This window comes from Streptomyces sp. CRN 30, from assembly GCF_034105845.1.
Window position 1 is genome coordinate 17,876 of the sequence record NZ_JAVRHI010000289.1, and the last position, 21,214, is coordinate 39,089.

A 21,214-nucleotide genomic window follows, 5' to 3' on the forward strand; every position below is an offset into this window, starting at 1 on the left:
CGCCCCCGCACCGATTCCGTACCCGAGGAGCCCGCTCGTGCACCGTTCCCCCCTGCCCGAGGCCGAGACCGCGCTCGCCGACGAGCTCGCCACCGTACGCCCCGATCTGACGCGGCGTTACGCGGCCGCGCTGCCGGGCGCCCGCGCGGCCGTGCTGTCCCGGCTGTGGCGCGCGCTCGCGTACGAGCCGCTGCCCTGGATCGCCCGCCGCGAACCCGGCCGCGACGGGCTCGCGCTGCACCTCACCGACGGGCGCCGGCTGCACGGCCCGCACCCGGATCCGTACGCGACCGCCGCGTACGTCAAGGAGGTGCGGCTCGACGGCCGGCCGTACGACCGGGCGGCGCGGCTGGTGGCGGACCTCGCCGTGCCGCACGCCGCCGCGTTCGCCGCGGAGCTCGACCACAGCACGGCCTCGTCGGCCCTGTCGCGCGCCGGGCAGGCGGACGCCCCGCCGGAGCCCGCGACGAGCACCGAGTGGGAGCAGCGGGTGGTCGACGGCCACCCGTACCACCCCAACTGCCGTTCGCGGCCCGGCTTCTCGGTGGCCGAGCAGCTCGCCTACGGCCCTGAGCACCGTCCGGTCGTACGGCTCGGCCTGGCCGCACTCACCGCCGGGACGGACAGCTGCCGGGTCGTGGGCGACTGGCCGGACCGCTTCCGCGACGGGCGCCGGGTGCTGGTCCCGGTCCACCCCTGGCAGGCCGGCCACGTCCTTGCCCGCCCCGCCGCGCCCGGCGTCCCGGCACACCCCCTGATGTCCCTGCGCACCCTCGCCCTCGAGGACGGCGGGGAGCACGTCAAGACCGCGTTGAGCGCCCGGCTGACGTCCTCCGTGCGGGACGTCTCCGTCGCCTCGGTCGAGAACTCCATGACGATCTCGGCGTTCGCGGAGACCGTCGCCGCCCGCACGGACGGCCTGCTGCACGTCACCCGCACGCTGGGCGCCGTCACCGCGGGCACCCCGGACCTGGCGGCGGTGCTGCGGGAGCCGCCGGACGCGTACGCGGCGGGCGGCGCCGGTGAGCGGGTCGTCCCCGTGGCCGCCCTCCCGGCCACGGGCCTGCCGCGCTCCCCCTCCTGGCTGGCCGGGTTCGCCCGCCTCACGCTCGGCGTCGGCCTGCGGCTGCTGGAGCTGGGCGTGGCCCTGGAGGCGCACGGGCAGAACCTGCTCGTCGTCCTGTCCGCCACGGACGCCCCCGTCCGGCTCGTCTACCGCGACCTCGCCGACATCCGCATCAGCCCGGCCCGGCTGGCCCGCCACGGCGTCCCGCTGCCCGCCCTGACCGGCCGCAACCTCACCGACGACGCGACCGCCCTGCGCCGCAAGCTGTTCGGCTCCCTGGTCGCGGGCGCCCTGGGCGCGACGGCGGGCTCGGCGCCCGCGCTGCGCGAGGCACTCGCCACGGCCGTGCCCGACCTGCCGCGCACCGCCGATCTCGCGGCCCTGCGCGAGGGACCGGTGCCCGCCAAGGCGCTGACGCTGATGCGGCTCACGCCGGAGCGGGCGGGCGATCTGTGGACGGATCTCCCCGGTCCACTCGCGTAGTTTGGGGGTCGGCCCCCGCCCTCAATAGGATCCGCCGATGATCACAAGAAAACGGCTGGCGGCGGGGGTCTGCACCCTGCTCGCCGCCCTGACCGCGGGAGTCGCCGTCCCGTCCGGAGCCGTCGCCGACGAGACGGCGGACAAGGCCGCGCCCAGGGTCGACCTGGTACTCGACGTCAGCGGCTCCATGCGGACCCGGGACATCGACGGCACGTCCCGCATGGCGGCGGCGAAGCAGGCGTTCAACGAGGTGCTCGACGCGACCCCGGAGGACGTCGAGCTCGGCATCCGCACGCTGGGCGCCGACTATCCGGGCGACGACCGGGTGGCCGGCTGCAAGGACACCGCGCAGCTCTACCCGGTGGGCCCGCTGGACCGCACCGAGGCCAAGACGGCGGTCGCCACGCTCACGCCCACCGGCTGGACGCCGATCGGGCCCGCGCTGCTGGCGGCGGCCGAGGACCTGGAGGGCGGCGACGGCACCAAGCGCATCGTGCTGATCAGTGACGGCGAGGACACGTGTGCCCCGCTCGACCCGTGCGAGGTGGCCCGCGAGATAGCCGCCAAGGGCATCGGCCTCACGATCGACACGCTCGGCCTGGTGCCGAACGCGAAGCTGCGCGTCCAGCTGAGCTGCATCGCCGAGGCGACCGGCGGTACGTACACGTCCATCGAGCACACCGACGAACTGACCGACCGGGTCAACGAGTTGGTGGACCGGGCCGCCGACCCCGTGGTCGTGCCGCGGGCCGTCGACGGCGCCGACGCGTGCGCGAAGGCGCCGCAGCTCGAGTCCGGTCTCTACACCGACCGCGAGGAGTTCGGGCAGGAGCGCTGGTACCGCGTCGACGTGCTCCCGGGCCAGGAGCTGCGCACCTCGGTGAGCATCGCGGCGGACCGCTCCGTCGACCCGTCGTACGGGCTGCTCGTGCGGGCGGTGACCGTGCACGGCCGGGAGATCGTGCGCGGCGAGGCCGCGGGCACGGGCCGCACCGACGTCATCTCGACGGGCGTGCGCTACCCGAAGGCCGAGCTGGACGACAAGGAGGGCGAGGGGAAGCCCGCCGCCGAGACCGTGTGCCTCGCGGTCACCCACTCCTTCTCGCCGGCCGAGGGCGTCAAGACGACGCCGGGCCTGCCTCTGGAGATGACGGTCGACGTCGTGGACGGGCCGGGTCACGCGAGCGACGTCGCGGCGTTCGGCCTCGGCCGCGGCTGGTGGCTGCTGGGCGTCCTGGTGCTGGCCGGCTTCCTGGCGGGACTGCTGTGGGGCTGGGTGTCGCGGTGGCGGGTCGCGGTCTGGAGGACCAACTGATGCGGATCACTGATGTAAGGCGAGCGGCGCGCGGGGCGCGTACGACGAGGACCGCGGCCCTGGCGGTGACGGCCGGCCTGGTGCTGCTGAGCGGCGCCGCCACTCCCGCCGCGGCCGACTCCGCGCCCTCCGCGAGCGCCTCCGACGGCTCGGAAGACGACGACGGGCCGACCCGGGCCGGTACGTCGTTCCGTACGGCGACGGAGATCGAGCAGGGCCGGCGGGCGACCGCGAACGCCTCCGCGGGCGACTACCTGTACTGGTCGTTCCCCGCGGACGCCGAGCAGCGGCCCACCGTCACGGCCACGGTGAGGCTGCCGGAGGGCTCCCGTGCGGCGTCGTCCACGTGGCAGGTCGACGTGTACGACGGGCTGCGGCGCCGGCAGGCCTGTCAGTACGGCGCCCAGACGCGGACCGCCGCCCCGGACACGGACTCCGTGGAGCTGTCCTGCACGCTGCGCACGGTGCGCGCGTGGTCGGAACCGTGGGCGAACGACCCGCTGCCGGGTACGTACTACGTCCGGCTGACCGTGACGAAGCTGGCCGCGGCGGACCGGGGCATGCCCGTGAGCACCGAGGTGCGGGCCGACGCGAAGGACATCGGCGGCGCGGCGGCGGTGGACGGCTCGCTGGCCGAGCCGCTGGTCCCGGGCATCGCCGTGACGTCCGCCGGGGAGGACGAAGCGGCCGAGGACAGGACGGCCGTCCTGTCCTCGCTCGAGCCCGAGGACGGCTGGGCCTCCGGCTGGTGGTCCGACCGCTGGGTGTGGACGGCGGTCGGCGGCATGCTGGCGGCGCTGGCGGGCGTGGGCGGGTACGCGCTCACGCGCGGTTCGGGACGGCCGTCGCGGGTGCCGCCCGGCGCCTGACGGCACTACTCGTCCCGGCGGCCCGCCGCACCACGTCCCCGGTGCGGCGGGCCGCCGCGCGCTGGTCCGACCGGGGCCATGACAGAGGCTCTCAGGCGTCGCGCAGCTCCTTGGCCAGCGCCCCGTCCCCCTCCACCACCACCCGCCCCGCGCGCACGGCGTCCCGCACGCTCAGCTCGCCCCGGCTCACGGCCGCGGAGGTCTCCGCGCCCCCGGCGCCCTCGAAGGACATCCGCGCGTCCGGCGTACGCGGCGCCGGCCCGTCCCCGTAGACGGGCCCCTCCTCGGCGCCCGCCCACACGTGGAACGTGCCCTCCTCCAGCCGCACCTCGACGAGGGCCGCCCCGCCGTCACCGACCCCCTCAAGGCCGCGCAGCAACGGCAGCGCGAACCAGTGCGCCCGTACGGCGTCCGTGGGCCGGCACTCGCCGAGCGCCCCCTCGCCCCACTTCCCCAGGGCCTGGAGCACGGGCCACAACTCGCGCCCCCTCGCCGTGAGCTCGTACACGAAGGCGGCGCCCGGCGGGGGCAGCCGGCGCCGTGTGGTGAGCCCGTCCCGCTCCATGTCCTTGAGCCGGGAGGCGAGCACGTCGGTGCTGACGCCCGGCAGGTCGGCGTGCAGGTCGGTGTACCGGCGGGGACCGGCGAGCAGTTCACGGGCGATCAGCAGGGTCCAGCGGTCACCGACGACGTCGAGCGCCCGGGCGGCGGAACAGTACTGGTCGTAGCTTCGGCGGCGAGGTGGCATGCGACGCAGTCTAGACGGATCGTTGGACTTTCCAAGCGGCCACTTGGTAAAACCAAGTGACACCACGAACCGAGGGGCGCAGCATGGAGTTCCGGCAGTCGAGCAAGCTGAGCGAGGTCTGTTACGAGATCCGCGGCCCGGTGATCGAGCACGCCGACGCGCTGGAGGAGGCGGGCCACAGCGTGCTGCGCCTCAACACCGGCAACCCCGCGCTCTTCGGCTTCGAGGCGCCGGAGGAGATCGTCCAGGACATGATCCGGATGCTTCCCCAGGCGCACGGCTACACGGACTCGCGCGGCATCCTCTCCGCGCGCCGGTCGGTGGCCCAGCGCTACCAGACCCTGGGCCTGGAGGTGGACGTGGACGACGTCTTCCTCGGCAACGGCGTCTCGGAACTGGTGTCGATGGCGGTACAGGCGCTGCTGGAGGACGGCGACGAGATCCTGATCCCGGCGCCCGACTTCCCGCTCTGGACGGCGGTGACGACCCTCGCCGGCGGCAAGGCGGTCCACTACCTCTGCGACGAGCAGGCGGACTGGTACCCCGACCTGGACGACATGGCGTCGAAGATCACCGACCGCACCCGGGCGGTCGTCATCATCAACCCGAACAACCCGACCGGCGCCGTCTACCCGAAGGAGATCCTCGAGGGCATCCTCGACCTGGCCCGCCGCCACGGCCTCATGGTCTTCGCCGACGAGATCTACGACCAGATCCTGTACGACGACGTCGTCCACCACTCGGTCGCCGCCCTCGCCCCCGACCTGGTCGTCCTCACCTTCTGCGGCCTGTCGAAGACGTACCGGGTGGCGGGCTTCCGCTCGGGCTGGCTGGTCGTCACCGGCCCCAGGCAGCACGCGAAGGACTACCTGGAGGGCCTCACCATGCTGGCCTCCATGCGCCTGTGCGCCAACGCGCCCGCCCAGTACGCCATCCAGGCCGCGCTGGGCGGCCGCCAGTCCATCCACGAACTCACCGCCCCCGGCGGCCGCCTCCACGACCAGCGCGACCGCGCCTGGGAGAAGCTCAACGAGATCCCCGGCGTGAGCTGCGTGAAACCGAAGGGCGCGCTGTACGCGTTCCCGCGCCTGGACCCCAAGGTGCACAAGATCCACGACGACGAGAAGTTCGTCCTCGACCTGCTGCTCAGGGAGAAGATCCAGGTGGTGCAGGGGACGGGCTTCAACTGGCCCACCCCCGACCACTTCCGCATCCTCACCCTCCCGTACGCGGACGACCTGGAGGCGGCCATCGGGCGGATCGGGCGGTTCCTGAGCGGGTACCGGCAGTAGGCCCGGCGCGGCGGGGTGCTCAGCCCGGCTGCTTGATGCTCTCGATGATCCGGGCGAAGCCCTCCTTGCCGTGCCCCGCGTCGATCTGGCGCCGGATGAGCCCCTGCACGAGCGCGACCACCTCGGGGTTGATCCCCTGTTCGGCAGTGGCGGTCACGATGCCGTCGAGAGCGAGGTCGGAGAACGCAAGGCTCTGCTGGCCCGCGACGGTGTAGTCCCCGCCGTCGATGACGGCGGCGTACCCCGGCAGGCCGCCGGTCATCGCGGTCAGCCAGGGTGCGGCCATGGAGGCGAACTCCCCCGCCGTCACCCCGGCCGGCGCGACCATGGCGGCGCCGTGCAGGAAACCGGCGAACATCACGTACATGCTCGCGAGCAGGGCGAGGTCGTACAGGGGCGCCAGCCCGGCGTCCTCCCCGAAGTAGGTGCTGCTTCCCCACAGGTTCAGCAGTGGCTCGTACCGGTGGAAGACCTCGGCCGAACCGCTGTAGAGGAGCGACGACCCGGGCCGGCCGATCATGTGCGGCACGGCCATGATGCCGCCGCCCAGGTACGCGACCCCGGCGTCGGCGGCCCAGGCGGCCAGCTCCCGCGCCTGGTCCGGGGTCGTCGTGGTGACGTTGACCAGGGTCCGCCCGGCCAGCTCACCGGCGAGCGGGGCGAGCACCTCGTGGACCGACGCGTGGTCCAGCAGGCACGCGACCACCACCTGTCCGGCCCGCACGGCCTCCACGGCCGTGGCGGCCTCCCGCGCGCCCCGCGCGACGAGCTCCTCCGCCTTTCCCGCCGAGCGGTTCCACACGGTCGTCCCGTATCCGGCGTCCACCAGGGCGCCCGCGAGCGCGCTGCCCATGGCGCCCAGTCCGAGGACGCTGACCCGCAGGTTGTCGTCGACTGTCATGTCCGGAAGTCCCCTTCGTCCGACCCGATTCGATGTCCGTCGTCGGGATCAATCCTTCGCGTCGGCCGTAGAGTTGACCAGTACGGACTAATTAGTGGGGTACTCACCCACAGGTAAGTACAGCCCGGGTCGGGTCGGAGGAGCGAGGAGCGAGGGGCGCATGACGGCATCGGCGGCATCGACGGGACCGGCGCGACGCGGCCCCTACTTCTGTGGCATCGACGCGGCGATGGACGTGGTCGCCGGCAAGTGGAAGTCGCTGATCCTCTGGGAGCTGCAGAGCCACGGGACCCGCAGGTTCGCCGAGCTGCGGCGCGGGCTGCCGGGTGTCAGCGAGAAGATGCTGGTCCAGCACCTGCGGGAGATGGAGGAGGACGGGCTCGTGCACCGCGAGGTGTACCGGCAGGTGCCGCCGAAGGTCGAGTACTCCCTCACGGAGCACGGCGTCTCCCTCAACGCCGCCCTCGCCGCCCTGGGCGAGTGGGGCAGCGACCGCATCCGGCGGATCGGGGCGGAGAAGGTCCTGGTCGGCGCCGTTCCGGCCGGCCGGCGGCAGCCGGTGCCGGGTCAGCGGGAACAGACCACCGTGACGAGGGTGAAGGACGCGTAGAACGGGCCGTCGGAGAAGCCGGCGAACCAGCGGCGGCCGCGCTCCCGGTCGATGTGCCACCGGCCCCTGATCGACGGGCAACGCGTGTACGTCCCCCTCCCGGAGCCGCACCTCACCGAGGAACGTCGACATGTCCGTGAGTCAACCATGTCGGCCGGGTGCCCGACCGGCCGAGGCGTCGCCGCCCCAGGAGTTCCGGGGCGGCGACGTCCGGGCGACGACGGCCGGTCAGCACTTCGCGGCCGGTGTCGAAGGGGCGCTCCCGGGACCGGTGCCTAGCGGCCCCCGGCGCGCCGTCGGGCCTCCTCCGCGGTCTGCTGACCGGTGTGCCGCAGTTCCTCCGCGCCTTCCTGACCCGACCGGCGGGCCTGCCGGGTGGTGGAGCGGGCGGCCTCCTGTGCGGTCTCCTTCACCGAGGAGGCGGCTTCACGGGCGGGTTCACGCATGCCCTCCGTGATCTCCTGCGTGGCCTCCTTCACCGTTTCCTTCGCCGGTTCGACCAGTTCCTCGGAGTGCTCGCGGAGACGCCGGCCCACGCGCTCCTCGGTGTCGGTCGCCGGGAACAGGGCGCCAGCCAGCATGCCGGCGCCGAACGCGATCAGTCCGGCGGCGAGCGGGCTGCCCTCCGTCCGGCGGCGCACCTGCTCCGGCACCTGGCGCGCCTGCTGTTCGATCTGTTCGGTGGTCTCACGCATGCTGTCACCGATCCGGGAAGGGGACGGCGTGACGGAGCGGGCCGTACCCATCACCTTCTCCTTGACGTCGTCGAAGCGGGCCCGGGCGGCGTCCGCCTGGCGGCGCATCACCCGGGGCGGGCTGACCCGCTCGACGAGCTGGTCGGCCTTGCGCGCCAGGTCCGCCCGCGTGTCGTCGGCGTCCTGCCTCAACTGGTCGGGTGTCGCGCCCATTTCGCGTCCTCCTTCAGGGATTCCAGTGAGCGTTCGGGCGTCAGCTGCACCGAGCGCAGGTGCCGGCGCCCGGCGGCGTACAGGACCGCGCCGGTCACGGCCCACACCACGGCGAGGATCAGGGCCGCCCAGGCCTGGTCGACCAGGTGCCGGAGGCCGTAGACCGCGGCGAAGCTGGCGAGCAGCAGCGCCAGTCCGGCGGCGTAGCCCGCCCCGCCGTACAGGCCGGCGACCTTGCCCGCCTTCCGGCCCTCCTCCTTCACCTCGGCCTTGGCCAGCTCCACCTCGTTGCGCACCAGCCGCGTCAGGTCGCTGCTGATGTCACCGATCAGGTCCCCGATCGACGCTTCCCCGCCGTGTTCCGGCGCGGAGGCGGGCGGGGACGGGTCCTGCGGCCGGGCTCGGGCCGGCTCGGGCCGTTCCACGTGCGGGGACGTCATGGTCACCGCCCCCTGCCGGGCTGCCGGGTGCCCTCACCGCCGCGCGGTCCGGGCTGCGGCGTCGCGGGCGGCGGGGACGGCTGCGACCCGAACGACGACGGGGGCACCGGCGGGACCTGGGTCTCCGTCCTGGGCGCCGACGCGGGCACCGGCGGGACCTGGGCACCCGTCCGGGGCGCCGAGGCGGGTAACGGCGGGACGTCGGTCCGCTCGTCGACGGCGGGCCGCTCCTCCGTGGCCGTACCGCCGGCCGCGGTGACCCCCCGGCCCAGGCGGGACACGGCGAAACCGGCCAGCGCCGCGCCGGCGAGGAACAGTCCGGGGCGGCGGCGGGCGAAGTCCCGCACCCCGTCCAGGAGTTCGCCGGGGCCCTCCCGGTCGAGCCGGTCGGCGAGCGTCTGCCCGCGCTCGGCCACCTGGCTCACCAGGGAGGCGGCGGGCGACTCGGGCTTGCCGGTCTCGCTCATGTACCGCAGGTCCTCGGCCAGGTAGCGGATGTTGGTGGCCAGCCTCCGCACCTGTGTCCCGGTCTCCTCCGCAGCCTGCTCCCGCAGGCGCTCGTACAGGTCCCGGCCCCGTTCGGTGGTCTCCCGGAGCACGTGCTCCGCACCTTCCCGGGCCGTGCCCGCCACCTCCTGCCCCTTCTCCCGGACGACGTCCGCACCGTGCTGGGCGCCCTCCTGGGCGGTCCGGCCGGCCGCGGCCGCCTTGCCCTCCTGGCGGGGGCGTCCGAGTCCTTCGGTCCGGTCCATGGCTGTCCCTCCTCTGCACACCGCCGCTCGGCGGTGAGGTCGGAAACGGCCGCCGGGTACCCGCACCCCTGATCGAAACACTGCGGAATGAGCCTGTTCGAAACGGACCGGAACAATGACCGAAAGGCTCCATTCCGACCGTGCGTCCTGGGCGTGCGTCCTGGGCGTGCGTCTAGGCGAGCGGTTCGCTCAGCTCGACGGCGCGCAGGGCTGCCGCCAGCGCCCGTGCGTCGCCGACGTCGAGGGCCGTGTCGGCCAGTTTGATGACGTGTTCGTCGCCGTGCGCCGTAGCCCGCTCGAAGACCTCCTCGGCCGTCATCGTGGTGCCCGGCGGGTTCCGGGCGACCGGGTCGCGGGGCGCGTACATCGCGGTCACCGCCGCGGACGCCGTCCAGGCGGCTGCCAGGCTCGGTACCCACAGGGCGCGCGGGAGGGCGGGCAGGGTGCGCAGGACGGCGTTGGGTGCCGTGGCCGCGTGGACCAGCATCGTCGGCTCGCCGTGGCCGTGGGTGGCGTACCGGTGCGTGGCCGCCCGCACCAGCTCGGTGAGGCGGCGGTGTGCCTCCTCGGGGGTGGCGACCTCGGCCGCCCACACCGGCAGGCCCGTGACGCGTGCGAGCCGGTCGGGGAAGCCGCCGTCCTGTACGGCGACGGCCGGCACCGCGTCGAGGGCGGCGGCCGCACCGCCGGCGCCGGGCAGCGCGGCGATTCCCGCGACGGGGCGGTAGCGGGCGGCCCAGTAGCCGAGGCCGTGGGCGAGTTCGGTCAGCCGTGGTCCGGTGCCGCCGCCGGCCAGGAGGGTGCGCACGGCGTGACCCACCCGGATCACCGGGTGCGTCGCACCGCCGTACAGGCCGGGGAGGAGACGGGGCCACCACCGGGCCAGGACGTCGCGCCAGGGGCGCTCGGCGGTCTCGCGGCCGAAGTGGCCGATCCAGTCGGCGGCGCGGCGCGGCTCGCCCAGCGCGGCGCGCCAGTTCGCGGCCGTGACCGGCTCCACCGCGGACGGGAACTCCTCGAGCCTGCTCGTGTACAGGTCGACCCAGCGGTGCACGGAGCCCGCCCGCCCGTGCGCGGCGAGGGCCTCGACCGCCATCGGCGCGTGGTTGCTGAGCCGCCCGAGCCGCTCGGGTCCTGAGCGGTGCAGCCGTTGGAGCGCTTCGTCGAGGATGCCCGTGGTGTCTGTCGTCCGCATGAGGAGGACCGTAGGCGGGACGCCCCGGCGGCGTAACGGGCCGGGGGCGTAGGCCCTCGGTCCGGCACCGTGGTCCGGAGGTCGTGCGACCACCACGGCCGTGCGGACGGTGGTGCGGACGACGGTGCGGACCGGCGCACCACGCCGTGCCGGGAATGCGGACGTGCGGCAGCCTGTTGGTGATCATGGACCGACGAGGTCGAAGCGCGACCGTCGGGTGAAAGGGAAGGTGCTGGCCATGGGTGACCTGCTCCTCGTGCGGCACGGCGAGACCGAGTGGTCCCGGTCCGGGCAGCACACCAGCTGGACGGATCTGCCGCTCACCGACAGGGGGCGGGAGCAGGCGCGCGCGGTCGCCCCGCTCCTCGGGCGGGAGCCGGTGGGTGCCGTGTTCGTCAGCCCGATGCGGCGGGCCCGGGAGACCGCGGAGCTGGCCGGGCTGCACGAGGTGCGGGTCGACGCCGACCTGGGCGAGTGGGACTACGGCGGGTACGAGGGGATCACCACCGCCGACATCCAGCGCGACCGGCCCGGCTGGTTCCTGTTCACGGACGGTGTCGTCCCCGGGCCGGCCGAGCACCCGGGCGAGAGTCCGGAGCAGATCGGGGCGCGGGCCGACCGGATGCTGGCGAAGGCCCGCGCGGCGCTGGAGAGCACGGGGGAGGACGTGGTGCTGGTGGCCCACGGGCACTTCCTGCGGGTGCTGACCGCCCGGTGGCTGGGGCTGCCGGCGTCCGGGGGTGCGCTGTTCAGGCTCGGCACGGGGACGGTCAGCCGGCTCGGCACGGAGCACGAGCGGCCCGTCATCGCCAGCTGGAACGTCGCATGACGAACGAGCCCCACCCCGGATCGGGGTGGGGCTCGTCCTCCGGAGCGCCGGGCAGGCCTTGCACCTGCATCTCCCCGCAGGAAGCGGGACGTCTTTCCTTGGACCACCAACGCACGGCCGGGCACCGGGAGTTCCGGCGTCCTGCTCAAGATCGAGTGTACACCGGTTCGAGGGCCGGGGTGTCGGTGCCGTTCCGGCGGGGGTGTCACTGCCGTTCCGGCGGGGGTGTCACTGCCGTTCCGGTGGGGGGGTGTCACTGCCGTCTCGTACGCTCGGCCGGAGACGGTACGACCGGGAACGGCCGGGAAGGAAGTGCACCGTGACACGACCGCCGACCGCGGCGCAGCAGCGGGTGATCGAGGCCGCCGACCCGGTGACCGGACGGCTGCGGGGTACGGAGGCACAGCTCACCGCGCTGGTGAGGCGGGGGCTCGCCTTCCGGCATCCGCGCCCGCCGCACGACCACTTCCTGACACCCGCCGGGCATCGCGTGCGGCAGGGGGACGGGGAGCAGGAGCAGCAGCAGGAGGAGAAGGGGTCCGCGCCCGACGACGGCGGCGGCCCGTTCGCCGCGCGCGTCGGGGGTGAGGAGGCGGGCGGGTCCGGGCCCGCCCGGTTGCGGGAGGTGCACAGTGCCTGGCAGGGGCTGGTGGAGCTGCGGCGGATGACCAATCCTGACGGGTCCGTGGAGCGGCCGTGCGGCTGGGAGCGGACCCATCTCGTACGGGCCGCCGCGCTCGCCCTGGAGGCGGCCGGCCACCCGCCCGCCGTGGGCACGGAGGGCGCCGGCTACCGGGTACGGGCGACCCCGCAGCCGGAGGCCGTCTCGGTGCGGGAGCCGGACGTCCGCGCGCTGCGGGCCTGCGCGGTCACGCTGGAGCGCGCGGGGTGGCAGGTCGGCGAGCACGGCGACCCCCGTGGCGGTGCGCGCTACCTGCTGGCCTCGCCCCGCCGGGTGTGACTCGCCCCGCCGGGTGTGAGGGGGGCCGGCCGGCCCCCCTCCCCGGACCGCCCGCTAGCCCAGCGGGTTCAGCAGGTCCGCGTCCTCCTCGAAGGCGAACAGCAGCAGGTCCGCCATGGTGAAGGCGCCCGGGGCGTGCGACGGCAGGCTCGGGCGCCAGCCCGGGTGCTTCACGATGGAGGTGCGACTGCCCTCCATCGCGCGGTGGAAGACCTCGGCGACGAGGGTGCCGCCGACGCCGGTGAGCCGACCGGGGTGGCGCTCGTTCACCTCGGCCTCGCGCAGGACGTAGAACCACAGCGGGGTGTGCGCCAGCAGCTGCTCCCGCTCGGCGGGCGCCAGGCCGTCCAGCACCGCGCCGCCGTTCCCCCGCAGGATCTGGTCCTCCGTCAGCGGGGTGATGCCCATCTGTGCGGCGAGCTGCGGGCCGGTGGCGAGTTCGACCATGCCGGCCCTGGTGAGGTTGCGGAAGGCGAGGTTGCGCTGGACCGGGGGCGGCGCCGGGCGGCCCCGGCCGTCGAAGGTGCCGGTGGGCAGCGTGGCCAGCGGGTCGACGAGCAGGGTGTCGATGCGCTTGGCGACGTTGAACTCCGCCGCGGGCACGACCAGGTCGTCGCGGCCCGCCTCGCCGAAGTCGAAGAGCCTGCGCCAGTCGGCGATCCAGTTGCTCGGCAGCCGCAGCAGCTCGCCCGCGTTCGGGTCGTCGAGGTCGCTCAGGTCGCCCGGGTTGTTCGGGTCCGGGGCCGGGTTGAGGTTGCCCGCCGTGCCGCTGAACCGGAACAGCGTGCCGAGGGTGGCGGTCGGGCCGGGGCCGCCCGTGCGGAAGACACCGTTCCACTGGTAGGCCGTCCGCACCATGCTGTGCCCGAACCGGTAGGCGGCCACCGAGAACTCGATGGGCATGGTGGGGAGGTCGCCGGGGCGGGTACGGCCCGGTACCTCGAAGTGGCGGCGGCCGCGGGTGAAGACGCGGTGCACGATCTCCGGGTCGACGACGCGCGGCAGGAAGTCGGTGCGCAGCATCCACTGGTAGTGCTTCACCACCGTGTCCCGGGCGGCGTGGAAGAGCAGGGGCTCGGGCACGCCCCGTTCGGCGAGGCGGTCCATCACGCGGTTGTGGAAGCGGATGAAGGCGAGGTGCAGCTGGCCGACGGCGAGGTTCTCGTCGTTGCGGAGGTCCGGGACGAGGGGGGTGCGCTTGTCGGCGCGGGTGCCGCCCGCCGTCTCACCGGCGCGGGGCAGGTCGAAGCCCTTCTGGTCGGTGTTGGCGGGCGGGAGCTCCGGCGGGAAGGGCACGCCCAGCGTCGTCCCCATGGCGAGGTGGCCGTCGGGCTCGTAGAAGCGGGCGCTGCTGGAATGGTGCGGGCCCATGCCGTAGAGCGAGTCGAGGTCGAGGGCGGGGCTGCGGCCCTGCAGCAGGTCCTCGACCGGGACGGGCTCCCCGAGGCCCACCTGGGTGCGGTCGAGGGTCAGGTCGTGGTCGACGAACTGCCCCAGGTAGGTGTACCCCGCCGGTACCGCCGCGTCGGGGTCGTCGCCGCCCCCGCCGACCGTGGTCATGGCCTCGGCGAGCCTGGCCCGCAGTCCCTCGTCGAGCGGGATCCCCTTCTCGCCGAACCGGGAGAAACGGAAGGCCAGTTGCTGTTCGGCGGCGCTCGGTACGCGCGCGACCGCCCGGTTCCTGTCGAACTCCAGGATGCGTCCCTCGTCGACGACGTAGTAGCTCTCGCGATGGTGTCGATGCACCGTGTCCCCCTTCTGCCCCCGTATGCCGCCGTCGGGTACGACCGGACGGCGCAGAGTGTCCATACGGACGAATCCCTGCATCCTGACAACAAGGTACGTAACGCCACAAGTTCCCGATCACCGTCAATCTGGTGCACACGGCGCACATCGACGTACTGTGCCGCACACCGGCGCACAACGAGATCGCGCCGACGGGCGGGGTCGTCCGCGCCGGGCCCTCCCCCGTACGACGCCGGGCCGTTCGGGAACGGTGCCGTACCGGGTATCCCTCCCCTGGCACACTCCCCGACGCCGCGACCGCGCGCCCCGTGATCCTCCGGAGGCACCATGCCCCTTGCCCGCCGCGCCCTCCTGACCGCCCTCGCCGCGGGTTCCGCCGGAGCGGCCGTCACCCGCACCTCACCGGCCGTGGCGGACGTCCCGGCCGGTGCGCCCGCCGGGTACTCCCCCGCGACCGCGGCGGCCCGGCGGCTGCTGCCGCACCACTGGCGACAGCTCGAGTTCCGTACGGAGACGGCGGGGGCGGAGGGCGGACGCGACACGTTCCGGCTGTCGGGCCGCACCGGGCACATCACCGTCTCCGGCGACACCCCGGGCACCCAGCTGACCGGCCTCAACTGGTACCTGCGGCACGTCGCCCACGCCGACATCAACTGGGCCGGTGAGCAGACCGCCCTCCTCCCCCGCGAGCTGCCGGGCCCGGACGGCACCGTCACCCGCCGCGCGAACGTCCCGCACCGCTTCGTCCTCAACGACACGAACGACGGCTACACGGGCGCCTACCTCGACTGGCCGTACTGGGAGCGCGAGCTGGACGTGCTGGCGCTGCACGGCTACAACGAGGTCCTCGTCTACGCGGGCGCGGACGCGCTCTACCACCGGGTGTTCCAGGCATTCGGGTACGAGGACGAGGCCCTGCGGGAGTGGATCCCGGGGCCGGCCCACCAGCCGTGGTGGCTGCTGCAGAACCTGTCCGCGTTCCCGCACCCCGTCTCCCGGCAGCTCCTCGACGCGCGGGCCACGCTGGGGCGCCGGATCGCGGACCGGGTGCGGGAGCTGGGGATGACGCCGGTGTTCCCCGGTTACTTCGGGACGGTTCCGCCCGGTTTCGCCGAGCGCAACCCGGGGGCGCGCACGGTGGAGCAGGGCGAGTGGATGGGGTTCGCGCGCCCCGACTGGCTGGATCCGCGCACGGACCACTTCGCCGAGGTCGCCGCCGCCTTCTACCGGACCCAGGACGAGATGTTCGGCGGGCCGTCCACCCTGTACAAGATGGACCTGCTGCACGAGGGCGGCACCCCGGGCGACGTGCCGGTCGGGGACGCGGCGCGCGGCGTGGAGCGGGCGTTGCAGGAGGCGCACCCGGGAGCCGTGTGGGTGATCCTCGGGTGGCAGCACAATCCGCCGCGCGAGATCGTCGACGCCGTGGACAAGCGGCACATGCTGGTCGTCGACGGGCTCTCCGACCGCTTCCCGACCGTCGTCGACCGCGAGGCCGACTGGGGCGGCACGCCGTACGCGTTCGGCTCGATCTGGAACTTCGGCGGGCACACCGCGCTGGGCGCGAACACCCCCGACTGGGCGGAGCTGTACGAGAAGTGGCGCACGAAGGACGGCAGCATGCTGCGCGGCGTCGCGCTGATGCCGGAGGCCGCGGACAACAACCCCGCCGCCTTCGCCCTCTTCTCCGACCTGGCCTGGCGGGAGGGCGCACTGGATCTCCAGGAGTGGTTCACCGAGTGGGCGCACGCCCGGTACGGGGCGCGCGATCCGCACGCCGCGGCCGCGTGGGACGTCCTGCGCCGCACCGCGTACGGCACGACCCGCGTCGACCGGTGGAGCGAGGCCGCGGACGGCCTGTTCGGCGCCCGGCCGTCGCTGACCGTCGACCGCGCGGCCCGCTGGTCCCCGAGACGGCTGCGCTACGACTGGTCCGAGTTCGAGCCCGCGCTCACCGAACTGCTCCAGGTCGAGCCCCGGCTGCGCACGTCGTCCGCGTACCGCTGCGACCTCCTCGACGTCGCCCGCCAGGCCCTCTCCAACCGCAGCCGTGTCCTCCTCCCCGAGATCAGGACGGCGTACGAGGCCGCCGACCCCGACCGCTTCGACGAGCTCACCGGCGTCTGGATGGAGCTGGTGGACCTGCTGGACCGGCTGGTGGCCACCGACTCCCGGCACCTCGCGGGGCGCTGGGTGGCGGACGCGCGGGCGTGGGGCGCGAGCGACGGGGAGCGGGAGCGGCTCGCGTACGACAACCTCTCGCTGCTCACCGTGTGGGGCACGCGCGCCGGCGCGGACGCGGGACTGCGCGACTACGCCAACCGCGAGTGGGCGGGACTGGTCGGCGGGCTGCACCGGCTGCGCTGGGCCACGTACTTCGGGGAGCTGCGGGCCGCGTGGCGGGAGGACCGGGCGCCGGAGGCGATCGACTGGTTCGCCCTGGAGGACCGCTGGACCCGCGATCCGGGCGCCCTCCCGACCCGGACGACCGGTGACACGTACGCGGTCGCCACGGAGGTGCGGGACCGGCTGGCGGCCTTGTCCGCCCCGTTCGTCGCGTCCGCCTTGTCCGCCTCGTCCGCCGCGTCCGCCTCGTCCACGGCACAAAGGTGACCGCTGATCACACAGACCCCCAGAACCGGAACCGGAGGCCTCCGCCACCGCCACCACCTCCGTCGAACAGGCCGCCCCCGCCGTCGAGCAGGAGGGCGACGGCTGGAAGTACGACGCCTGCCAGGACTGGACGTGCGGCCGGTCAGCCCCGCCCGGTGAGGCCCGCCAGCCGCCGCGCCTCCGCCCGTGTGGAACGGGCGATCGCGTCCTCGTCCACGCGCAGCAGCCGGCCGTTCTCCACGATCTGCTCGCCGCCCACGAACGAGGCGGTGACCGGTGCGGCGGCGCCGAGGACGAGGGCCGCCACCGGGTCGGCGATCGAGGCGTGGGCGAGGGTGTCCATCCGCCAGAGCACCAGGTCGGCGAGTTTGCCGGGCTCCAGGGAGCCGAGCTCCCGTGACCGGCCCAGGACCTGGGCGCCGCCGTACGTGCCGAGCCGTAGCGCCCGGCGGGCGGTCAGCGCGGCCTCCCGGTGCGGGCCGAGACGGTTCACGAGGACGGCGTTGCGCAGCTCGGTGTGGAGTTCGCCGGACTCGTTGGAGGCGGTGCCGTCGACGCCGAGACCGACGGGCACGCCGGCCGCCAGCAGGTCCGGGACGCGTGCGATGCCCGCGGCCAGGCGGGCGTTGGACGAGGGGCAGTGGGCGACCCCCGTTCCCGTACGGGCGAAGGCGGCGATGTCGGAGTCGTTCATGTGGACGCAGTGCGCCATCCACACGTCCTCGCCGAGCCAGCCGGTGGACGCGAGGTAGTCGGTGGGGCCCATGCCGAACAGCTCGTGGCAGAACTTCTCCTCCTCCACGGTCTCCGAGCCGTGGGTGTGCAGCCGTACGCCTTTGCGGCGGGCCAGTTCGGCGCCCTGGGCGAGCAGGTCGGTGGAGACGGAGAAGGGCGAGCAGGGGGCGACGGCGACCTGGGTCATGGCGCCGAAGGAGGGGTCGTGGTGCTCGTCGACGGTCGCCTCGGTGGCGGCGAGCGCGCCGTCGAGGGTCTCGACGGCGAAGTCCGGCGGCAGTCCGCCGTCCTTCTCGCTCCGGTCCATCGAGCCGCGGGCGAGCGTGAAGCGGACCCCCATCTCGCGGGCGGCCCGGATGATCGCGCCGGACAGGTCGCCGGCGCCCTCCGGGAAGACGTAGTGGTGGTCCATGGCGGTGGTGACCCCGCCGCGGGCCATCATCGCGAGGGAGCCCTGGGCGGCCGCGTACGCCATCGGCTCGTCGATGCGCGCCCACATCGGGTAGAGGGCGACGAGCCAGTCGAAGAGGTTGTGGTCGGTCGCCAGGCCGCGGGTGAGCCACTGGTAGAAGTGGTGGTGGGTGTTGACCAGGCCGGGGGTGACGAGGTGGCCGCCGGCGTCGATGCGGCGGACGACGTGTCCCAGGCCCCCGGGCGCCCGGCCCGCGCCCACCGCCTCGATGCGGTCGCCGGCGAGGACGACGTACCCGCTCGCGTACTCGGTGCCGTCCGCGTCGACCGTCGCGACCGAACCGTTCTCGATGACGATGCGCCGGGTTGCCGCCATGGTGCGTCCTTCGCTCGGCCGGTCAGAGGTCGGTGAGGCCCACCGGGATGCGCGCCGCGCAGCCGTCCCGCAGGACGGTGGCCTCGATCAGGCCGTACGGGCGGTCGGCGGCGAGGTACACCTCGTTCGGGTTGTCCAGCCCGAACGGCTCCAGGTCCACCAGGAAGTGGTGCTGGTTGGGGAGCGAGAAGCGCACCTCGTCTATCTCGTCCCGCTCGTCGATGATCCGCGCGCCCATCGTGTACATGGTCTGCTGCAGCGACCGGGAGTACGTCTCGGCGAAGGCCTCCAGCAGGTGCCGCCTCGTCTCCTCGTACGAGGTGTCCCAGTCGGGCGTCTCCCGCGCGTCGTCCGTCCAGTTGAAGCGCCAGCGGCCGGAGACCCGGGTGGCCAGGATGCGGTCGCGCGTCTCCGGGAGCGTCGTGTACCGGTCCTTGACGTAGCCCTGGAACTCGGAGTCCGTCGAGTTCAGCACGGTCAGGTCCGTCAGGCCGGAGACGACCTCCCACCGGTCGCCGTCGTAGGTCACCTGGGCGAGCCGTGTCTCCCGGCCCGCGCGGACGAAGGAATGCTCCCCCGCCCCCTCCGAGGTGACGACGCGGTCCCAGGCGTACTCCTCGATCCGGACGCGGGCCCGGTGGATGTGCTCCTGGGAGGTGACGAAGTGGCGGGCGAGGTGGATGCCGAACTGTTCGGCGGAGTCGATGCCGTGCTCCCTGGCGAAGGCGAAGACGGTGTTCTTCATGGTGTCCGTCGGCAGGACGTGCGCGTTCGAGCCGGAGTGGTGGACCTCCTCCATGTCGCCGCCCAGCGACACCGAGACATCGAGGTCCTTGATGTGGTGGGTGGCGCCGTCCCGGACGATCCTGACGACACGGGTCCCGGCCTTGCCGTACTGGTTCTGTCCCAGCATCGTGGGCATGGAGCTAGCTCCCTCGGTAGACGGAGTAGCCGAACGGGCTGAGCAGCAGCGGTACGTGGTGGTGCTCGCCCGGTACGACGGCGAAGGTGACCGTCACCTCCGGGAAGAACGCCGGCCGCTCGGCGAAGTACGCCTCGACCGCGAAGTCGAGCCGTACGTGCGCGGTGCCCGCCGGCACGGCCGGGAGGTCCCGGCACCGGCCGTCCGCGTCGGTCGTGGCGCTGCCGAGTGCCCGCCAGTCCGCGGCACGGCCGCCGCGGGCCGCGAGGTGAACGGTGACACCCCGCGCGGGGCGGCCGACGCCGGTGTCCAGGATGTGGGTGGAGACGGTACTCATACGGCTGTCGGGTCCTCTGCTCTCGGGGCCTCTGCTCTCGGGTCCTCCGCTGTCGGATCCTCTGTGACGAGTCGGGTCAGGCGGATCCGGTTGATCTTTCCCAGTTCGGTGCGGGCGATCTCCCGCTCCTCCGCGGGGGTGTTGCCGAGCCGTCGCCCGAGCGCCTCCCGCAGCTGCTCGCCGGTACGGCCGGTGGCGCAGACCAGGAAGACGTGACCGAACTTCTCCTGGTAGGCCAGGTTCAGCCGGAGCATCTCGGCCTTGAGTTCCGCTGTGGCGTCGCCCATGCCGTGCTGCTCCCGGGCGGAGACGGCATCACCCTGCTCCGGGCGGCCGATCGGCGGGTGCCCGGCCATCGCCCGGGCCAGCTCCGCCGCCGTCAGCCCGGCCGTGGCGGCGTCGCTCGCGGCGAGCAGGCCGTCGACGGTGGCGTACGGGCGCCCGGCGAGCAGCCCGCGCCCCCACTCGGCCGAGGCGCACACCTCGTGGAGCGCGGTGGCCGCCGCGCGTTCCTCCAGGTCGTTGAACCGGGCGAGGCCCGGCGTCGAGGGACTCGAACTCACGGAGCCTCCACAGCCGTTCGCTTCCGTGGCTGCGGACAGCTAACGCCTCCGGCCGACGACGCGTCAACACTTTGTTGAAAAATCGGTGTTACGTCGTGTTGCACCGTGCTACGCCATGTCGCGGGAGGGTGCGCTCAGGCCTGCCGCTCCCGGTTCAGGTAGTTGTAGACGGTGAAGCGGCTCACGCCGAGGGCGGTGGCCACGGTCTCCACGCCGTGCCGCACGAAGAAGGCGCCGCGCGCCTCCAGTACCCGTACGACCTCCTGCTTGGCCCTGCGGTCCAGTTCGGACAGCGGCCGGCCGCGCTCGCGCTCCATCGTGGCGAGGATGCGGTCCAGCGACTCGGCGAGCTGCGGCAGGCGGACGGCCACGACGTCGGCGCCCGCCCAGGACAGCACGACGTCGTCGGGGCCGGCCTGTCCGGGCGGGAGCAGCTCACCGCCCATCGCGTCGACCAGCGGTTTGACGGCGCTGACGAAGGGGTCGTCCGTGTCGCCGGTCACCGGGGTCACTCCTCACCCGCACCGAGGACGTTGAGCTGGAGCGACACCCGGGTCGCGCCCGCGTCCAGGGCCTTGCGCAGCAGCGCGTCGACCGCGGCGAGCACCGCCTCGGAGCCGCCCTCCACGGTGTTGCCGAACGGTCCCACGTCGACGGCGTCCAGGCCCGCGCCCTCGACGACCTCACGGGCGACCAGGGCGTGCCGGGGCGGTTCGTCGAGATCGAAGGGCTCGGTCGTGAACTCCACCCTCAGCCGTCGCACACTGCCCCCAGACACCGTTCCGCCCGGGTCCTCGCCCGGTCCGGCGGCCCCTGCCCGTCCGCCTCGGGGCGACCCTAGCCGACCCGGGGCGCCTCGGGTCGGCGCGCGCCGTGCGTACACAAACAGGCGTATCCCCTATACGAAACGCTCAAATCCTGCTCTGAAGACGCGCCGTAAGGCTTCAACCACCGCCGGGCGCGGGCATATTCGCGTCACACGGGGCCCGCCGGCACGGGGGCGGCGGGCCCCGGCCACGAGGAACGGGGGCCCTGGACAGCGGTGCGGCGAAGCGGCTCGCACGGCTCGCGCCGTGCGGGGTCGCACCGCTGCGGGTGAGGGCCCCGCGCCGCCGTGCCCGGCCGCCGAGCCTGTCCCGCCT

General features: G+C 73.9%; 21 protein-coding genes. 8 read left to right on the forward strand and 13 right to left on the reverse strand.

Going from position 1 to position 21,214, the window contains the following annotated elements; translation table 11 throughout:
- Positions 1–37 precede the first annotated feature (37 nt).
- Genes UW392_RS30880 through UW392_RS30890 form a run of 3 tightly spaced genes read left to right on the forward strand, consistent with a single transcriptional unit; the run spans position 38 to position 3,733 of the window.
- Complete coding sequence (locus tag UW392_RS30880; RefSeq protein ID WP_320778449.1) at positions 38–1,549, forward strand: IucA/IucC family siderophore biosynthesis protein; 1,512 nt, start codon at positions 38–40, stop codon at positions 1,547–1,549.
- 37 nt (positions 1,550–1,586) lie between these two features.
- Positions 1,587–2,864 carry a VWA domain-containing protein gene (locus UW392_RS30885; protein WP_320778450.1) on the forward strand — a complete coding sequence of 426 codons (1,278 nt, stop codon included), beginning with the start codon at positions 1,587–1,589 and terminating at the stop codon, positions 2,862–2,864.
- Complete coding sequence (locus UW392_RS30890) at positions 2,864–3,733, forward strand: hypothetical protein (RefSeq protein ID WP_320778451.1); 870 nt, start codon at positions 2,864–2,866, stop codon at positions 3,731–3,733. The genes UW392_RS30885 and UW392_RS30890 overlap by 1 nt, the downstream gene beginning before the upstream one ends.
- 91 nt (positions 3,734–3,824) lie before the next feature.
- Here the strand turns inward: UW392_RS30890 and UW392_RS30895 are convergent, their stop codons facing one another.
- Positions 3,825–4,481 carry a helix-turn-helix domain-containing protein gene (locus UW392_RS30895; protein ID WP_320778452.1) on the reverse strand — a complete coding sequence of 219 codons (657 nt, stop codon included), beginning with the start codon at positions 4,479–4,481 and terminating at the stop codon, positions 3,825–3,827.
- 83 nt (positions 4,482–4,564) lie between these two features.
- Here UW392_RS30895 and UW392_RS30900 point away from each other — a divergent pair, with 83 nt between their 5' ends.
- On the forward strand, positions 4,565–5,773 hold the full coding sequence (locus UW392_RS30900) for a pyridoxal phosphate-dependent aminotransferase (protein WP_320778453.1): 1,209 nt from the start codon (positions 4,565–4,567) through the stop codon (positions 5,771–5,773).
- 19 nt (positions 5,774–5,792) lie between these two features.
- Here the strand turns inward: UW392_RS30900 and UW392_RS30905 are convergent, their stop codons facing one another.
- The gene (locus UW392_RS30905; RefSeq protein ID WP_320778454.1) at positions 5,793–6,674 is read right to left on the reverse strand and encodes an NAD(P)-dependent oxidoreductase; all 882 of its coding nucleotides are present in this window, start codon (positions 6,672–6,674) and stop codon (positions 5,793–5,795) included.
- 160 nt (positions 6,675–6,834) lie between these two features.
- On the opposite strand from UW392_RS30905, the gene UW392_RS30910 reads away from it, so the two are divergent.
- Positions 6,835–7,284 (forward strand): helix-turn-helix domain-containing protein, encoded by a 450-nt coding sequence (locus UW392_RS30910; RefSeq protein WP_320778455.1) that lies wholly within the window; start codon positions 6,835–6,837, stop codon positions 7,282–7,284.
- A gap of 275 nt (positions 7,285–7,559) precedes the next feature.
- On the opposite strand, the gene UW392_RS30915 is transcribed toward UW392_RS30910, so the two are convergent.
- The 4 genes from UW392_RS30915 to UW392_RS30930 form a co-directional block, all read right to left on the reverse strand.
- Positions 7,560–8,192 carry a DUF3618 domain-containing protein gene (locus UW392_RS30915; protein ID WP_320778456.1) on the reverse strand — a complete coding sequence of 211 codons (633 nt, stop codon included), beginning with the start codon at positions 8,190–8,192 and terminating at the stop codon, positions 7,560–7,562.
- Entirely contained in the window at positions 8,168–8,632 is a 465-nt protein-coding gene (locus UW392_RS30920; RefSeq protein ID WP_320778457.1) for a phage holin family protein, read from the reverse strand. The genes UW392_RS30915 and UW392_RS30920 overlap by 25 nt, the downstream gene beginning before the upstream one ends.
- A 2-nt stretch (positions 8,633–8,634) precedes the next feature.
- Complete coding sequence (locus tag UW392_RS30925; protein ID WP_320778458.1) at positions 8,635–9,384, reverse strand: hypothetical protein; 750 nt, start codon at positions 9,382–9,384, stop codon at positions 8,635–8,637.
- Positions 9,385–9,556: 172 nt separating this feature from the next.
- Positions 9,557–10,579 (reverse strand): questin oxidase family protein, encoded by a 1,023-nt coding sequence (locus tag UW392_RS30930; RefSeq protein WP_320778459.1) that lies wholly within the window; start codon positions 10,577–10,579, stop codon positions 9,557–9,559.
- Positions 10,580–10,817: 238 nt separating this feature from the next.
- On the opposite strand from UW392_RS30930, the gene UW392_RS30935 reads away from it, so the two are divergent.
- Together UW392_RS30935 and UW392_RS30940 are read left to right on the forward strand one after the other, a co-directional pair.
- Positions 10,818–11,408, forward strand: a complete 591-nt coding sequence (locus UW392_RS30935; RefSeq protein WP_320778460.1) for a histidine phosphatase family protein — start codon at positions 10,818–10,820, stop codon at positions 11,406–11,408.
- A 319-nt stretch (positions 11,409–11,727) separates the two neighbouring features.
- The gene (locus UW392_RS30940) at positions 11,728–12,369 is read left to right on the forward strand and encodes a hypothetical protein (RefSeq protein WP_320778461.1); all 642 of its coding nucleotides are present in this window, start codon (positions 11,728–11,730) and stop codon (positions 12,367–12,369) included.
- Between the two features lie 54 nt (positions 12,370–12,423).
- Here the strand turns inward: UW392_RS30940 and UW392_RS30945 are convergent, their stop codons facing one another.
- The gene (locus UW392_RS30945; protein ID WP_320778462.1) at positions 12,424–14,115 is read right to left on the reverse strand and encodes a heme peroxidase family protein; all 1,692 of its coding nucleotides are present in this window, start codon (positions 14,113–14,115) and stop codon (positions 12,424–12,426) included.
- Between the two features lie 327 nt (positions 14,116–14,442).
- Between UW392_RS30945 and UW392_RS30950 the strand changes: the two genes are divergently transcribed.
- Positions 14,443–16,728 (forward strand): alpha-N-acetylglucosaminidase, encoded by a 2,286-nt coding sequence (locus UW392_RS30950; RefSeq protein ID WP_320778463.1) that lies wholly within the window; start codon positions 14,443–14,445, stop codon positions 16,726–16,728.
- Between the two features lie 142 nt (positions 16,729–16,870).
- Here UW392_RS30950 and UW392_RS30955 read toward each other — a convergent pair whose 3' ends face one another.
- The 6 genes from UW392_RS30955 to UW392_RS30980 form a co-directional block, all read right to left on the reverse strand.
- Positions 16,871–18,250: an 8-oxoguanine deaminase gene (locus UW392_RS30955; protein WP_320778464.1), complete on the reverse strand. Its 1,380-nt coding sequence runs from the start codon at positions 18,248–18,250 to the stop codon at positions 16,871–16,873.
- A gap of 22 nt (positions 18,251–18,272) precedes the next feature.
- Positions 18,273–19,172 carry a factor-independent urate hydroxylase gene (gene pucL / locus UW392_RS30960; RefSeq protein ID WP_320778465.1) on the reverse strand — a complete coding sequence of 300 codons (900 nt, stop codon included), beginning with the start codon at positions 19,170–19,172 and terminating at the stop codon, positions 18,273–18,275.
- A 4-nt stretch (positions 19,173–19,176) separates the two neighbouring features.
- Positions 19,177–19,509 (reverse strand): hydroxyisourate hydrolase, encoded by a 333-nt coding sequence (uraH, locus tag UW392_RS30965; protein ID WP_320778466.1) that lies wholly within the window; start codon positions 19,507–19,509, stop codon positions 19,177–19,179.
- Entirely contained in the window at positions 19,506–20,072 is a 567-nt protein-coding gene (gene uraD / locus UW392_RS30970) for a 2-oxo-4-hydroxy-4-carboxy-5-ureidoimidazoline decarboxylase (RefSeq protein WP_320778467.1), read from the reverse strand. The genes uraH and uraD overlap by 4 nt, the downstream gene beginning before the upstream one ends.
- A 134-nt stretch (positions 20,073–20,206) precedes the next feature.
- The gene (locus tag UW392_RS30975) at positions 20,207–20,575 is read right to left on the reverse strand and encodes a helix-turn-helix domain-containing protein (protein ID WP_320778468.1); all 369 of its coding nucleotides are present in this window, start codon (positions 20,573–20,575) and stop codon (positions 20,207–20,209) included.
- Positions 20,576–20,580: 5 nt separating this feature from the next.
- Positions 20,581–20,826, reverse strand: a complete 246-nt coding sequence (locus UW392_RS30980; protein ID WP_320778471.1) for a hypothetical protein — start codon at positions 20,824–20,826, stop codon at positions 20,581–20,583.
- Between the last annotated feature and the right edge of the window lie 388 nt (positions 20,827–21,214).

What these genes read in the sequence shown, in the direction of transcription:
- UW392_RS30885 (WP_320778450.1), top strand. Translation starts at nt 1,587, where the DNA reads ATGATCACAAGAAAACGGCTGGCGGCGGGGGTCTGCACCCTGCTCGCC.
- UW392_RS30890 (WP_320778451.1), top strand. Translation starts at nt 2,864, where the DNA reads ATGCGGATCACTGATGTAAGGCGAGCGGCGCGCGGGGCGCGTACGACG.
- UW392_RS30895 (WP_320778452.1), bottom strand. Translation starts at nt 4,481, where the DNA reads ATGCCACCTCGCCGCCGAAGCTACGACCAGTACTGTTCCGCCGCCCGG.
- UW392_RS30900 (WP_320778453.1), top strand. Translation starts at nt 4,565, where the DNA reads ATGGAGTTCCGGCAGTCGAGCAAGCTGAGCGAGGTCTGTTACGAGATC.
- UW392_RS30905 (WP_320778454.1), bottom strand. Translation starts at nt 6,674, where the DNA reads ATGACAGTCGACGACAACCTGCGGGTCAGCGTCCTCGGACTGGGCGCC.
- UW392_RS30910 (WP_320778455.1), top strand. Translation starts at nt 6,835, where the DNA reads ATGACGGCATCGGCGGCATCGACGGGACCGGCGCGACGCGGCCCCTAC.
- UW392_RS30915 (WP_320778456.1), bottom strand. Translation starts at nt 8,192, where the DNA reads ATGGGCGCGACACCCGACCAGTTGAGGCAGGACGCCGACGACACGCGG.
- UW392_RS30920 (WP_320778457.1), bottom strand. Translation starts at nt 8,632, where the DNA reads ATGACGTCCCCGCACGTGGAACGGCCCGAGCCGGCCCGAGCCCGGCCG.
- UW392_RS30925 (WP_320778458.1), bottom strand. Translation starts at nt 9,384, where the DNA reads ATGGACCGGACCGAAGGACTCGGACGCCCCCGCCAGGAGGGCAAGGCG.
- UW392_RS30930 (WP_320778459.1), bottom strand. Translation starts at nt 10,579, where the DNA reads ATGCGGACGACAGACACCACGGGCATCCTCGACGAAGCGCTCCAACGG.
- UW392_RS30935 (WP_320778460.1), top strand. Translation starts at nt 10,818, where the DNA reads ATGGGTGACCTGCTCCTCGTGCGGCACGGCGAGACCGAGTGGTCCCGG.
- UW392_RS30950 (WP_320778463.1), top strand. Translation starts at nt 14,443, where the DNA reads ATGCCCCTTGCCCGCCGCGCCCTCCTGACCGCCCTCGCCGCGGGTTCC.
- UW392_RS30955 (WP_320778464.1), bottom strand. Translation starts at nt 18,250, where the DNA reads ATGGCGGCAACCCGGCGCATCGTCATCGAGAACGGTTCGGTCGCGACG.
- pucL (WP_320778465.1), bottom strand. Translation starts at nt 19,172, where the DNA reads ATGCCCACGATGCTGGGACAGAACCAGTACGGCAAGGCCGGGACCCGT.
- uraH (WP_320778466.1), bottom strand. Translation starts at nt 19,509, where the DNA reads ATGAGTACCGTCTCCACCCACATCCTGGACACCGGCGTCGGCCGCCCC.